This window comes from Chelatococcus asaccharovorans (genome assembly GCF_003201475.1).
GTDB classification, from domain to species: Bacteria; Pseudomonadota; Alphaproteobacteria; order Rhizobiales; family Beijerinckiaceae; genus Chelatococcus; species Chelatococcus asaccharovorans.
In genome coordinates this window covers 147,981-161,019 of sequence record NZ_QJJK01000014.1, presented here as the reverse complement: position 1 = coordinate 161,019, position 13,039 = coordinate 147,981, and the positions used below count along the sequence as shown (strand labels likewise).

The 13,039-nt window shown below is 63.2% G+C and carries 11 protein-coding genes, 1 tRNA gene and 1 pseudogene; 8 read left to right on the top strand and 5 right to left on the bottom strand.

From position 1 onward, the window contains the following. Window positions 1-93: 93 nt before the first annotated feature. Window positions 94-1,193 (top strand): annotated as a pseudogene (locus C7450_RS27995) (IS701 family transposase); the annotation flags it as partial. Between the two features lie 281 nt (window positions 1,194-1,474). Here C7450_RS27995 and C7450_RS27990 read toward each other — a convergent pair. Continuing rightward, the gene (locus C7450_RS27990) at window positions 1,475-2,242 is read right to left on the bottom strand and encodes an alpha/beta fold hydrolase (protein WP_110377780.1); all 768 of its coding nucleotides are present in this window, start codon (window positions 2,240-2,242) and stop codon (window positions 1,475-1,477) included. Window positions 2,243-2,625: 383 nt separating this feature from the next. On the opposite strand from C7450_RS27990, the gene C7450_RS27985 reads away from it, so the two are divergent. Together C7450_RS27985 and C7450_RS27980 are read left to right on the top strand one after the other, a co-directional pair. Beyond that, window positions 2,626-2,886, top strand: coding sequence for a zinc-finger domain-containing protein (locus tag C7450_RS27985; RefSeq protein WP_110377779.1), 261 nt, complete (start codon window positions 2,626-2,628; stop codon window positions 2,884-2,886). A gap of 14 nt (window positions 2,887-2,900) precedes the next feature. After that, window positions 2,901-4,091, top strand: a complete 1,191-nt coding sequence (locus C7450_RS27980) for an FAD-dependent monooxygenase (RefSeq protein ID WP_110377778.1) — start codon at window positions 2,901-2,903, stop codon at window positions 4,089-4,091. A 40-nt stretch (window positions 4,092-4,131) separates the two neighbouring features. Here C7450_RS27980 and ypfJ read toward each other — a convergent pair whose 3' ends face one another. Then, entirely contained in the window at window positions 4,132-5,028 is an 897-nt protein-coding gene (ypfJ, locus tag C7450_RS27975; RefSeq protein ID WP_110377777.1) for a KPN_02809 family neutral zinc metallopeptidase, read from the bottom strand. A 558-nt stretch (window positions 5,029-5,586) separates the two neighbouring features. Here ypfJ and C7450_RS27970 point away from each other — a divergent pair. The 4 genes from C7450_RS27970 to C7450_RS27955 all read left to right on the top strand — a co-directional run bounded on the left by C7450_RS27970 (window position 5,587) and on the right by C7450_RS27955 (window position 10,161). Further along, window positions 5,587-5,787: a hypothetical protein gene (locus C7450_RS27970; RefSeq protein WP_110377776.1), complete on the top strand. Its 201-nt coding sequence runs from the start codon at window positions 5,587-5,589 to the stop codon at window positions 5,785-5,787. Window positions 5,788-6,896: 1,109 nt separating this feature from the next. Beyond that, window positions 6,897-7,448: a Ros/MucR family transcriptional regulator gene (locus C7450_RS27965; protein WP_110377775.1), complete on the top strand. Its 552-nt coding sequence runs from the start codon at window positions 6,897-6,899 to the stop codon at window positions 7,446-7,448. 478 nt (window positions 7,449-7,926) lie between these two features. Beyond that, window positions 7,927-8,772, top strand: coding sequence for a 3-oxoadipate enol-lactonase (pcaD, locus tag C7450_RS27960; protein WP_110377774.1), 846 nt, complete (start codon window positions 7,927-7,929; stop codon window positions 8,770-8,772). A 675-nt stretch (window positions 8,773-9,447) separates the two neighbouring features. Next, window positions 9,448-10,161 (top strand): hypothetical protein, encoded by a 714-nt coding sequence (locus C7450_RS27955; RefSeq protein ID WP_110377773.1) that lies wholly within the window; start codon window positions 9,448-9,450, stop codon window positions 10,159-10,161. Between the two features lie 154 nt (window positions 10,162-10,315). Here the strand turns inward: C7450_RS27955 and C7450_RS27950 are convergent. Both C7450_RS27950 and cobD read right to left on the bottom strand, forming a co-directional pair. Next, window positions 10,316-10,402: transfer RNA gene (locus C7450_RS27950), tRNA-Leu, on the bottom strand. Window positions 10,403-10,476: 74 nt separating this feature from the next. Next, window positions 10,477-11,493: a threonine-phosphate decarboxylase CobD gene (cobD, locus tag C7450_RS27945; RefSeq protein WP_245450156.1), complete on the bottom strand. Its 1,017-nt coding sequence runs from the start codon at window positions 11,491-11,493 to the stop codon at window positions 10,477-10,479. Between the two features lie 16 nt (window positions 11,494-11,509). On the opposite strand from cobD, the gene cbiB reads away from it, so the two are divergent. Beyond that, entirely contained in the window at window positions 11,510-12,496 is a 987-nt protein-coding gene (gene cbiB, locus C7450_RS27940) for an adenosylcobinamide-phosphate synthase CbiB (RefSeq protein WP_110377771.1), read from the top strand. 5 nt (window positions 12,497-12,501) lie between these two features. On the opposite strand, the gene gpt is transcribed toward cbiB, so the two are convergent. Beyond that, window positions 12,502-13,008: a xanthine phosphoribosyltransferase gene (gene gpt / locus C7450_RS27935; protein WP_110377770.1), complete on the bottom strand. Its 507-nt coding sequence runs from the start codon at window positions 13,006-13,008 to the stop codon at window positions 12,502-12,504. Window positions 13,009-13,039 lie beyond the last annotated feature (31 nt).

Here is a 13,039-nt window from a genome sequence, read left to right as displayed (position 1 = left end):
AGCTCGGCCGCATCCAGGGCATCGGCCATCGCATCACCGGCGACCGCACCCGCCAGAGCAACCGGCGCGGGCGTGGCGAAGGGCTCGGCTGGGAGCGACCGCCTCGTGGGCGGCTCCGATGCCGTCCTCGTCATCGACGACACCGGCATCCCGAAGAAGGGCAGCCACTCGGTGGGCGTGGCGCCGCAATACGCCTCCATGCTCGGTAAGCGCGCCAACTGCCAGACTTTGGTCTCCGTGACCCTGGCGCGGGACGAGGTGCCCGTCGCCCTGGGATTGCGCCTGTTCCTGCCCGAGAGCTGGACCAGCGATGTCGAACGCATGGTCACGGCCGGCGTGCCGGAGCCGTTCCAGGCGCCGCGCTCCAAGCTGGAGATCGCCCTTCAGGAGATCGATCGCGTCACGGCGCAGGGCGTGCGCTTCGGCCTGGTGCTGGCCGACGCCGGCTATGGCCTGTCCGCGTCCTTCCGCCAAGGCCTGAGCGGGCGCGGTCTCACCTGGGCGGTGGGCATCCCGAAGCACCAGAAGGTCTATCCGGCCGATGTGGCGCTCGTCTTCCCCGTCGCCGGGCGCGGCCGGCCTCGGAAGAACCAGATCCCCGACCAGTTGTCCGTGTCCGCCGAGACGTGCTGGCTACAGCCCGATGGCGCAAGGTCTCCTGGCGGCGCGGCTCCAAGGGACCGTTGAGCGCCCGCTTCGCCGCCTGTCGCATCCGCGTCGCGGATGGGCCGCCCCAGCGCATCCATGACAAGGGCCAGCAGCACATGCCGGGGGAGGAAGCCTGGCTCGTGGGCGAGTGGCGGTCTTCGGGCGAGCGCAAATACTATCTCTCCAACCTGCCGGCCGGGGTTTCTCTGCGAAAGCTGGCCGCTGCCATCAAGGCGCGCTGGGTGTGCGAGCAGGGCCACCAACAGATGAAGGAGGAACTGGGCCTCGACCACTTCGAGGGCCGCTCCTGGCGCGGCCTCCACCGCCATGCCCTGATGACCATGATCGCCTATGCCTTCCTCCAGCACCGGCGCCTGGAACAGCCCACTGGAGAAAAAAAGCCTGCGGAAGGGACCGCCGAGGCCGACCCTGCCGCAGATCCGCAGAGCCGTCCTCAGCAGCATCACCAGGGCATCCACATCGCCAACATGCCCACACTGCCGAAGGGCCATCTGGAGACCGCCAATCTAATTCTGCCAAAGTAGTGCTAGGGTCAGGACCCATTCATCTGGTTGAAATGGTGTGAGGCCATTTGGCCGGATTGAAGAAGCGGAGGCGAAGGAAGCCTTTCGGCTTTCGAGCGCTGCGCGACGCCGTTGCCGGCCAAATGGACCACATCCGAAGGACGCCGAAACGGCTGCGACCTGCGGCGTCGAGCCGCTCGGCCGATGGAACCCCATCGACCTTCGCGTCTCTCCAGGAATCTCTTTTCGGCATCTCATTGCCGTTTCAGGCGCCATTTCCATCATATGAATGGGTCCTGACCCTAGCCGCGCCCCTCGGCCAGAAAGGCGATCACCCCCGCCTTATGCACCTTGTCGCCCACGGCAAGATTGTGATCCCGGCCGGGAATATCGAGGGCGCGGCCGCGCGGCAGGAGCGCGGCGAGAGCCGGGCCGGACCCGGCTACGTCATCCTTCGTGCCGACTGCGACGAGCGTCGGAACGGTGATGCGCGCCACATCCTCGCGGCTCAAGGTCTGGCGGGAGCCGCGAATACAGGCCGCGAGCGCGCGGAGATCGCTCTTCGTCTGCTCGGCGAAAGCGCGGAACATGCGCTGCATCGGGTCGGTCAGATCATCGAGGGATGCTGCCTCCATGGCATCGGCGATGCCGAGCGGCAGCCCGACCCCCTCGATGAGGTGGATACCGAGCCCGCCGAGAACCGCCGAGCGCACCCGCTCGGGATTGGCGAGGGCGAGATGGGCCGTGATCCGTGCCCCCATGGAATAGCCGAGCACATCGGCCCGGTCGATCGCCAGATGATCCATGAGGCGGCGGACGTCGTCGGCCATGATCTGCGAACCATAGGCGGCGGGATCGTAGAGCTTCTCGCTCGCGCCGTGCCCCCGGTTGTCGAGCGCGATGACACGGTAGCCCGCACGCCCCAAGGTGGTGGCCCAGGATGTATTCAGCCAGTTCACCGTGTGGTTCGAGGCAAAGCCATGCACGAGAATGACAGGATCACCCTCCCCCTCGGCGGGCGGCAGATCAACAAAGGCGATACGGACGCCAGCAGATGAAAAGCTTTGCATCGAACGGAACCATGCGCATGATTGGATAGGTCGACAGGCCCGCACAATTGCCCATTCATCGGCCCCGTCCAAGCCTAAATTCCAAGCCTTTACCCTCGGTCCAAGCCTTTACCCCCAGTCCAAGCCTCTACCCTCAGTCCAAGCCCTTTGCCCCTCAGTCCAAGCCGTCACCCGTTTTTCCAACCCGTCACCCATCTTTCCAAGTCACGATCAGGCCCTGGTCCGGGATCAATGAGAGGGCTGCCGCCGCGCGCCTTCGCGGGACCGAGACGATCCGACGCTGCCGCGCGGCCAAGGAGACGGTTGGCGGCACACGCGATAGCGACTATGGTGCCGGCCGATTCATTATGGCGACGACCGCCGCCGCAGTCTGGATAGCGACGATGGCTGACAAGAGCATCCCTCATTTCCACAATACGCGCGGCGTCCGTGTGATCGAAGTCGGGGCCAAGAAGTTCATGTGCATCGGCGCGCTGCCGCCTTTCGACCACCCGCATATCTACATCGACATGGGTGACGACAACGAAGCGGTCTGCAGCTACTGCTCGACCCTCTACCGCTACCGCAGCGATCTCGCCGGCACCGCCTGCATTCCCGAAGACAGCCTCTGGGACGATCATACGACCGTCGCAGCAGCCGGCTGAGATCGCATCAAACAATGACGAACGCCGATCCCATCGTCGTCGGTGGCGGCATCGGCGGTCTCACCGTTGCTCTGGCCCTCGCGCGCCGCGGTATCGGTGTCACCGTGATGGAACAGCGCACCGTTCTCACGGAACCCGGGGCCGGCATCCAGCTGTCCCCCAACGCAAGCCGTATCCTTATTGACCTCGGCCTCGCCTCGGCGGTCGGCCGCCGGGCCGTCGAACCTGAACAGCTCACCGTTCACGCCATGGGCAGCGCTCGGCTATTGGCGGCAATGCCGCTCGGGCGCGCGATGCGCGGGCGCCACGGCGCACCCTACTGGGTCATCCTGCGCAGCGATCTGCATACGGTGCTGCTCGATGCCGCGCGCTCGACACCGAATATCCGCCTGCGCATCGGCCGGCAGGTCGTCGCTATGGTGGAGGGACCGCTGGGTGCCACGGTCAGCGTGAATGGCGATCGCGGACAGGAGACCGTCAACACACCGCTCGTCATCGGCGCCGATGGGCTCTGGTCCAAGGTGCGATCGACGATCGCGCCGGCGACGCCCGAATTCCGCGGCTATATCGCATGGCGCGCGACCTTGCCGATGGCCGACGTTCCCGGCGAATTCAGAGGCAAGCAATCCCGCCTCTGGCTGGGACGCGATACCCATGTCGTCCATTATCCGGTCGCAGGCGGCCGCGAACTCAATGTCGTGGCGATCGTCGCCAGCAAGACGCCCGCGGATGGCAATGCCGCCGCGGGCGATCCGGCTGCGCTCAAGCGGCGGCTGCGGGGTGGCGACAGGGCGCTCCGCCAGCTCATCGACGCCGTGCCGCAATGGCTGATGTGGCCGCTCTACGACCTCCCGCCCCTGCCGCGCTGGAGCAAAGGCGGCGCTGTCCTCATCGGCGATGCGGCCCATCCGGTCCTGCCCTTCCTGGCGCAAGGCGGCGCGCTCGCCATTGAAGATGCTGCCATCCTTGCCCAGCTGATCGTGCCGGAGCCGGGCCGATTGGCCGCGACCGCGAGCGCCCTCGCCGCCTTCGAAGAGATGCGCAAGGCACGCGCCGCACGCGTCCAGGCCGAGGCTCGCCGCAACGGCGCCATCTATCACATGCGCTGGCCGCTGGCGCTTGCACGCAACATGGCCATGAAACGCCTGGGCTCGGAGGGCTTCCTCGCGCGCTACGACTGGCTCTACGGCTGGAGCCCTGACTAAGGCGCCGCCCGCGGGATGGGCCGGACGGGGTCGCGCCAGATCAGAGCCGCCCGCCGCTCAGCGTATTGCAGGCCTCGACCTTGCCGGACTTCAAGCCCGTCGTGAACCAGCGCACCCGCTGCTCCGACGACCCATGCGTGAAGCTTTCAGGCACGGCATAGCCCTGGGAGGCTTTCTGCAGGCGGTCGTCGCCGATGGCGCTCGCGGCATTCATGGCCGCCTCGACATCGCCCGGCTCGAGGGACCGGTATTTCGCATCGCTGTGGCTCGCCCAGACGCCGGCAAGGCAATCCGCCATAAGCTCGACGCGCACGGACAGCTGGTTGGCCTGCGCCTGGGACGCCTGGCGCTGCGCCTCCTGCACCCTCGGCAGGATGCCCAGGAGATTCTGCACGTGATGGCCGACTTCATGCGCAATCACATAAGCATAGGCAAAGTCGCCGCTGACATTGAACCGCGAACGCATCTCCCGGAAGAAATCGAGATCGAGATAAACGGATCGATCAAGCGGGCAATAGAACGGCCCTGTCGCCGATTGGGCGATGCCGCAGCCCGACCGCGTCCCGCCTGAGAACAATACCATGCGCGGCACCTGATAGTTGACGGCGACCTGCTGCGGCAGCACGACCTTCCAGACGTCTTCGGTATTGCCCAGAATAGCCGAGGCGAATTGTCCGTCCCGGTCCTGCGGCTGGCCCAAACGCCCGGTCTGCTGTGGCGCCGGCTCGGAATACTCGCTCCCGCCGGACAGCATCTCCGCCCCGGTGATCAGAAGGCGCGGATCGATCCCCAAGGCCCAGCCCAGCAGACCAAGCACCACGATAGTTCCGATGCCCAACCGGCCGCCCCGCCCCCCTGTCGGAACCCGGAATCCGCCACCACCGCCACCACGGCGATCCTCGACATTGTCGGATCGCCGAAAATCATCCCAACGCATAGCTCTCGCCCTTCCCAGGCTGGACCGAAGCGCTCGATATTAACACAAGCGCGAGACGCCTGTTCCGCTATCGCCTATGCGATCGGGTCGATCGCACAGGACAAGATTCAAAAGAATTCACCCCCGGTATTGGCAAGAAAGAAGGAGAGGCCGGAGCGCGCGTGGGACGAATGCCCCGCCGGCCACCGGCGCCCAGGAACTCCGGCCGTTCAGGGAATGCGCGATCACCCAGGGCCCAATAGGACCAGGAGACTTCGAGTGACCACCGAAGATGGCCGGATGGCGGCGTGAGATGATGACAAGATCACCCAACGGCGAGATCGCCCGCGCGAAGACACCGTACCGACCGCGCTCTTAAACGACATGGCTGTTGGCCGACCGAACCGCAGCAGGCACGTGAAGCACATCCGACTTGAATGGAGTGGTCCGATACCATGCAAGTCATTGACGTCTCGTCTTGCTTCTCGATCGGCCCCAGTCCGCAGAAAAAGGAACCGTCGGTTCGCCAACCAGGCCATGATGTGCCGTGACTGAACACCTCGTGCGGCCATCGCGATCATGGCTTTCCCCGGCCTCGCCGGCGACCTTCCTCCCGCTTGCCGACATGCCATTGATTCGCTCCGCTATCTTGGAAAGACCGCGATGACGGGCGTCTTTGTGCTCATCGGCAGCGAGGTCCAAGGAAACGTCGAAACCGCCGGGTGGTTGAAGCAGGTAAAACGGGGCAACGACGATAAACAGGATTTATCGGATATCTGAAATGCGAGCCGACTCGCGCGGAAATCTCGATGAAGACCTCCCCAAAGACGCCCCCGAGGACGCGGGGAAGCACATCTACGCATCGATCGATACGTAATCGGGGGTCAGGAGCGACACTGCTCCCGGTTATCCAGGCCGTGCATGAGGATTGCATAGGCCTTTGAACTCCGTCCGACATCCACGTCGTTGCAAACATCAAATCCGGATGCCCTTCCGATGGATGAAGTCGCTCGCGCTCATCCGAATTCCGACATTTGCTCGGCACTTGTAACTAAGGATGCAAATGTCGGATTGACGAGAAACACTAGCAAGTTATTGGCTTTGGTGGATCTTTTGAATTTGACAGGGGATCTGGGATCGCACGTCAGGCGGGCCTCAAATGTCAAATTCGCTCCCCTAGTATCCGGCAATGAACCCAGCATCATTCCCGCATATTCACTCCCACATCCGTTGGCGATGGCGTGAAGCGCCGGCCGACCTGCGCATGACGAACTTCTGAGACGCCCGGTCTCAACCATGCCGACACCCGCCTCGATCGGGAGGCGCTGAACGGCGGCGCACGTGGCGGCGCTGCTTGCGAATCATATTTAAAATCAATACGATAACAACAATCCGCAGCAGCCGGGGGACATATGGAATGCTGCAATGCGCGCCTTCGCATCCAAGTATTTGGAGCACCTGCCGGCACCGAAGGCCTCACAATCCCCCACCGTGACACGGGCGGAACAACCGGAGCAGACAAATAAAAATTCACCAATCGCAGCCAAAATTGGCTATACATGCGTATCAAGAATATACAAAATCATGACGATCGAATATATCTCGCAACGTGAGTGATGCGAGGCGAATTCTACCCCCCCTGTCGGGACATTTCTCATGCACCGTGTCCAGAAGGCGATTACAGGCGGAGCGTCAAGGGCAACTTCCGACGACAGGACAGACGGGAAGCAAAAGACAGGACGGATAAATGATGAGCACCTGCAGCCGGGTTCATCGCATATTTTTATCATGCCTTCGACCACTTTTCGCCATATCCATAGTTGATTAGATTGAAATAATCGAATAAGCGATCCAAATTGAAAGTCATTACTCGTACTTGAGAGGCTCCCATGACAACATCTTCTGAGACTACGGATCGTGTCGCATCCGTCGAACTCGCCGCTGAAATCGTCGCCGCTTATGTCGCCAATAACAGTGTAGCCGTTGGCGAATTGCCCGGCCTGATCGCCAATATTCACACGGCGCTGCAGCGCCTTGGTGCTCCGGCCGAGGAGCCGGCTTCCAAGCCACAACCTGCCGTTCCGATCAAGAAATCGGTTACGGCAGATTTCATCGTGTGCCTGGAGGACGGCAAAAAGTTTAAATCCCTCAAGCGCCACCTGCGCACGCGTTACGACATGACGCCTGAGGATTATCGCCAGAAGTGGGGCCTGCCCGCGGACTATCCGATGGTTGCTCCGAACTATGCTGCGGCGCGTTCGGAACTTGCCAAGACCATGGGCCTCGGCCAGCAGCGCCGTAAAACCCCGGAGCCCGCCCCGGTGGCCAAGTCATCCGGTCGCAAGGCCAAGGCCGCGGCGGAACCGGTTGTCGAAGTCAAGGCGCCGGCTCCTGCGAAGCGTAAGGCAGCTCCGCGCAAGAAGGCCGCAGCAAAAGCCTAGGAGTGCCTCATTCATTCCGTTTATCGGAATTCGCAAGATCCTGTGGCACATCCTACAGTGTCTTGATCTGAAGGACGTGGGTTACGTCCTCTTCAAAAAGCCTGTCCCGGTCATGCCAGGGCAGGCTTTTTCATGCGCGTACAAGCCCATGTCGATGAGCACGAGCGACGTTGCAACGCCCGGATCCTTTGAAAAGGGACCCTATTCATGGCCGCATCGCACTCATTCAACGTTAAACTCATGATCTCATCAACGCGCGTTGATCTGCGGCGAATGTCAAAAAGATCCAACATCAACCGCAACGAATTCTGCGAGTTGCATGAATAATCAAACATCCACGGCATGGTCGATACCTTATAACGGCGTCTGGTTCACAGATTTCCCGCGATCATGAGCAAACGCGGCTTCCGTCCGCGGCCTGCCGGCGGTACATTTTCTCCTCACCCGCGCGGGAGCTGCAGGGGACGGACTATTCGCAATGCAAGTTGACGTTGACGGGCTGAGTATCAAGGCGCTTCTCGAAGGACCGGAGACTGCGCCAGTTGTCACGCTCAGCCATTCACTGGCTGCGCATTTGGATATGTGGCGGCCGCAGATGGCAGCGCTCGTCCAGCATTTCCGTGTATTGCGCTATGACGTCCGCGGTCACGGCGGCTCGTCGATGCCTGCAGGGATGCCCGATATTGCCGACCTGGCGGATGATATACGTCGGCTGTTGGATTATCTGGGCATCAGCCGCACGCATTTCGTCGGCTTGTCGATGGGTGGGATGATCGGTCAGCAGTTGGCTATTGCCCATCCCGAATACATCGAAAGTCTCGTACTCGCCGACACGCTCAGCGCCTATGGCGAAGAACATCGCCCGATGTGGCAGGCCCGGATCGATGCGGCCATGACCGGGGCCGGCATGGAGCCCCTCGTCGAGCCGACCATCCAGCGGTGGTTCACGGAGCCCTTTCGCCGCACGAACCCGGCCGCCATGGATTGGATCCGCAGCATGATTCGCGCGACGCCTCCTCAAGGCTTCATCGGCTGCTGCCACGCGTTGATGGCGCTCAACCTGACGGATCAGTTGCCTGCGATTACGGCCCCGACCCTTGTGATGGTCGGCCGGCAGGACCCCACGACACCGGTTGCCGGCGCCGCATTGATCGCCGCGGCGATCTCACATGCGCGCCTTGTCATCATCGAGGATGCAGCGCATATCGCCAATGTCGAGCAGCCGGAGGTATTTACACACCATCTACTCGATTTTCTGCTGGAACAGCGCGGGCGCGGAAATATTGGATCGATCAAGCCGCCCTCGGTTGCGCCTGAAGGATGACGGGGCGCCCGTGGAGGGAGGAAGGCGACGCCTTAGCGCGGCATCAATTGTTCGCAGGCCGCGCGATGACGGGCTCCACGCAATATTCACATCAGGCAATATTCGCGTGCGGTTTGAGCACTCCAGGACGCCTTCGCCTGCAACCACGCCCTCGTTCATCAGGAGAGCACTGTAGCCGACCACGACGGTTCCAGGTGCATCGCCGTCCCATGGAAACCGTAGGATCCTCGCCTTGCTCGGATGAGAACGTGGGAGCCTTGGTGACCACCGCCTGGAAAGGGCCGGCCGGCGCGAACCCGACGCGGCCAATCCCTCTCAACATCTCTGCCGCGATGCACGTGATCAGCCTGCCTCTCCCCGCCCGCTGGATATGTCTCATTAGCGCATACGGCTGCGGTCACGTATGCGTCCCGCGCAGTGATCGGCCGAAAAATTGAGGCGCCGCAATAACAACAGCCCAATAGCGCCCCACCGGACCGGCCAGCCATTCATGGGAAGTATTTGAGTGCCGTGGGGCACAAATGTTAGATAGCAATCATCGCAGGACTCGGGGCTGCGACACCGGTGAACCTGTTGAGCCAGCCTCCCATGAAACGAACAAACCTGTTTATCGCCGTACCCGCGTATGATAGACGTATCTACACGGATACCTCCATCGCTATTATGGATACTGTCATGCAGTTGCGCGCCCGAAAGGCAGCTGCAAGTGTCTTCTTCATGCGTGGATGCGCGATCGTTCATCACGCCCGCAACATGATCGTCAGCGAATTCCTCGCCAATAAAGACGCAACGCATCTTCTCTTCGTCGATTCGGACATGAAGTTCGAGGCGAAGAGCATCCTCAATATGCTGCGCTGCGAGGTGCCCTTCGTCGCCGCGCCCTATGTCGCCAAGAGCTATCGCAACATGCCTACGCGCGCCGTGCAGCCGCGTGACCTCGACGCCTTTCATGAGGCCACGACGAACTGGAACGTGGTGTTTGAGGATCCCCGCGTCATGAGCGGCGAGATCCAGCCGAAGGACGTGCGGAACAACTTCGTCCGTGTCAAACGCATTGGCACCGGCTTGATGCTGCTGCGGCGCGATGTACTTGAAACCATGGTCAGGAAGTACCGGCACACGGAGTATCACGCCGGCGACGCCGATGAATTCCCCTACGCCGTGAACCGGTTCTACGATCTGTTCTCCACGCGCATTGATGAGACAGGGCTGTTCATTGGCGAGGATTTCGCTTTCTGTGATCGCTGGATCAACGAATGCGGCGGCGAGATCTGGTGCGATCTCACCGCGAAGGTGTCGCATCTAGGCCATCACGAATACACCGGCACCCTCGGCGACTACCTTGCGATTCACCGGGGCATCCGCAAGCGGGCCGAGCCCCCGGCTTGATGAAACGCCGGCCTGAACAGACCCCGGACTGGGGAATCCATGAACTTTGCCAGCACGGTTCATGGATTGTGGGGGCGCCCTGTTGGCTCGCCCAGGAACGACCTCGTTCCGCATGACGTCAGCACAGTCTGGAGATAGCGCTTTCAAGCCAGAATGGTGCGGACGACGGGACTCGAACCCGTACTCCCATACGGGAGGCAGATTTTAAGTCTGCTGCGTCTACCGATTTCGCCACGTCCGCAGAGCTTTGCTCACGGATGAAGGGTTATCCGGCGCGGGGCCGCAGGGCAAGCACGGGGCCGCGCCCGACAAGCCTCACGCACAGGTATCGAGGGCCGCCGCAACGCGCGCCCATTCGGCTTCCAGGCCGGGAAGCCCGAAGCGGAGATACTGGGGCTGTTCGGCAAAGCGTCGCACGAGAATGCCGCAGGCCCCGAGCCTCTGGTGCCAAGGCTCGGCCGCATGGGTGGCGACGAACCGGAACAACGAGGTGCCGCCGATCACCGTGAGCCCCGCCCCGCCGAGCAGGGCGTCCAGGCGTCGCGCCGATGCGGCAAGTTCGGCTCGCGTGGCCGCCTGCCAGGCCTGGTCCGCGAGCGCCGTCTGGCCGATCGCGATGGCGGCGCCGGAAACGGGCCAGGCCCCGAGGTGATCGCGCAGCCGCCCGGCGAGGTCGCCATCGGCCGTCAGTGCAAAGCCGAGCCGAACCCCTGCGAGACCGAAGAACTTTCCAAAGGAGCGCAACACCAGGATCCGCGGATGATCAGCGAGCCTTTCGGCAAAGCTGATCTCTGGCATCACGTCGGCAAAGGCTTCATCGATCACGAGCAGCCCGTCGGGACCGAGGCCGGCGCCTGCCGCGATGAGCGCCTCCGCCGACAGGCAGCGCCCGTCGGGATTATTCGGGTTCGTCACGACGACAACACCAGCCCCGGCGCAGTCCGCAAGCGACGCGACTGTCTCGACGCTGTGGCCGGCCGCTGTCCAGGCCGGCGCATGCCCGCCGTAGGTCGGCCCCAGCACAGCCACGCGCCGCGGAGACAAGAGCCATGGCACCCGCTGAATCAGCGCCTGGCTTCCCGGCGCGGCGACGACATGGGTGCCGGCGGCCGCGCCATAGGCCGTTGCCGCCACCTGTTCCAGATCCGTCAGTGCGTCGGGTTCAGGCAGACGGGTCCAGACGGCCGGGGCGAGCACGGGTACGGGATAGGCGCGCGGATTGATACCCGTCGAAAGATCGACCCACGGGCGGCGCGCCTGGGGAAAAGTCCGGCTTGCCGCGCCAAGATCGCCGCCATGGAACACCGGCGATATTCCTGCGTCTCCACTCATGTTATCGCCTTTCACCATGGATCTTCAGACGACCCTCCTCGTGACCGCCGCAGCCCTCGCCCTCGAGGCGCTCATCGGCTATCCGCAACGCCTGTACCATGCCATCGGCCACCCCGTGACATGGATGGGGCGGCTGATCGCATGGCTCGACAGGCATCTCAACAGAGAAAACCACGCGCCCGCCACACGCCGGCGCCTGGGTATCGTCGCCCTCACGGTGCTCATCGTCCTGGTCGGCGGCATCGCCTGGTTCATCGAGAGTATCGTCTATCATCTGCCGCTCGTGCTCGTTCTGCCGGGGCTCGCCATTCTCGCCGTCATCGCCTCGACGGGGCTCGCCCAGCACAGCCTCTACACGCATGTCCGCGCCGTTGCGGAGGGGCTCGAAAAAGGCGGTCTCGCGGGTGGCCGCGAGGCCGTCTCAAAGATTGTCGGCCGCGATCCCGAGAGCCTCGACGAACAGGCTGTGGCGCGCGCCGCCATCGAGAGCCTCGCGGAAAATTATGCCGACGGGGTCGTCGCCCCCGGCATGTGGCTTGTCGTCGCCGGCCTGCCGGGCATGGCGATCTACAAGGCGATCAATACCGCCGACAGCATGATCGGCCATCGCACGCCCCGCCATGATGCCTTCGGATGGGCGTCCGCGCGTCTCGACGATCTGGTCAACCTTCCCGCATCGCGGCTCGCCGGCTGCCTTCTCATCGCCGCGACCTGGGTGACGCCCCATGTGGCGCGCCAGGGCATCTTCCAGGCCATGAAGCGCGATGCGCCGCGTCACCGCTCGCCGAATGCCGGCTGGCCGGAGGCCGCCATGGCGGCGGCGCTCGGCCTGAAACTCGCCGGCCCGCGCAGCTATCACGGCCACGTCGTCCATGATCACTGGATGGGCGATGGCCGTGCGGATGCCGGCCCAAAGGACATCCGCCGCGCCCTCACGCTCTATCGCAACGCTTGCATCCTGCAATGGCTCTTGGTCGTGGCGCTGTTTGCCCTGTTTCTCTGACGGGCTCAGCCCGCCGCGCCATGCCGGATCGGCGGCTGGAAGGTGAGCCCCATGTCCCACGGCAGATAGATCCAGGTGTCCTGCGACACCTCCGTGATGAAGGTATCGACGGCGGGACGCCCCTGCGGCTTCGCATAGACCGCGGCGAAATGGGCTTTCGGCAAGAGCTCCCGGACCATGCGCGCGGTCTTGCCGGTGTCCACCAGATCGTCGATGACGAGAACGCCCTTGCCGGTGCCGCCCCCGAGCGCCTTGATGTCCGGCGCAACGTCCTTGAGGATCTGCAGCTCACCCTGGTTCTTGTAGTCATGATAGCTTGCCGCGCAGATCGTCTCGATCAGGCGGACTTCCAATTCACGGGCGACGATCGCCGCCGGGACAAGACCGCCTCGCGTGATGCACACCATCGCCTCGAACGGCCCGAAGGCGTGCAGGCGCCACGCCAGCGCACGCGCATCCCGGTGGAACTGGTCCCACGAGACGGGGAACGCTTTGTCTGGAGATCCTGCCATTACACTGTCTTTCCGTTCACTGTCGGTCTTG

Bases quoted from the DNA above. Each gene is read 5' to 3' on its own strand.
- C7450_RS27990 (WP_110377780.1), bottom strand. From the start codon at position 2,242: ATGCAAAGCTTTTCATCTGCTGGCGTCCGTATCGCCTTTGTTGATCTG.
- C7450_RS27980 (WP_110377778.1), top strand. From the start codon at position 2,901: ATGACGAACGCCGATCCCATCGTCGTCGGTGGCGGCATCGGCGGTCTC.
- ypfJ (WP_110377777.1), bottom strand. From the start codon at position 5,028: ATGCGTTGGGATGATTTTCGGCGATCCGACAATGTCGAGGATCGCCGT.
- cobD (WP_245450156.1), bottom strand. From the start codon at position 11,493: ATGAGTGGAGACGCAGGAATATCGCCGGTGTTCCATGGCGGCGATCTT.
- pcaD (WP_110377774.1), top strand. From the start codon at position 7,927: ATGCAAGTTGACGTTGACGGGCTGAGTATCAAGGCGCTTCTCGAAGGA.
- cbiB (WP_110377771.1), top strand. From the start codon at position 11,510: ATGGATCTTCAGACGACCCTCCTCGTGACCGCCGCAGCCCTCGCCCTC.
- C7450_RS27955 (WP_110377773.1), top strand. From the start codon at position 9,448: ATGCAGTTGCGCGCCCGAAAGGCAGCTGCAAGTGTCTTCTTCATGCGT.
- gpt (WP_110377770.1), bottom strand. From the start codon at position 13,008: ATGGCAGGATCTCCAGACAAAGCGTTCCCCGTCTCGTGGGACCAGTTC.
- C7450_RS27970 (WP_110377776.1), top strand. From the start codon at position 5,587: ATGGCTTTCCCCGGCCTCGCCGGCGACCTTCCTCCCGCTTGCCGACAT.
- C7450_RS27985 (WP_110377779.1), top strand. From the start codon at position 2,626: ATGGCTGACAAGAGCATCCCTCATTTCCACAATACGCGCGGCGTCCGT.
- C7450_RS27965 (WP_110377775.1), top strand. From the start codon at position 6,897: ATGACAACATCTTCTGAGACTACGGATCGTGTCGCATCCGTCGAACTC.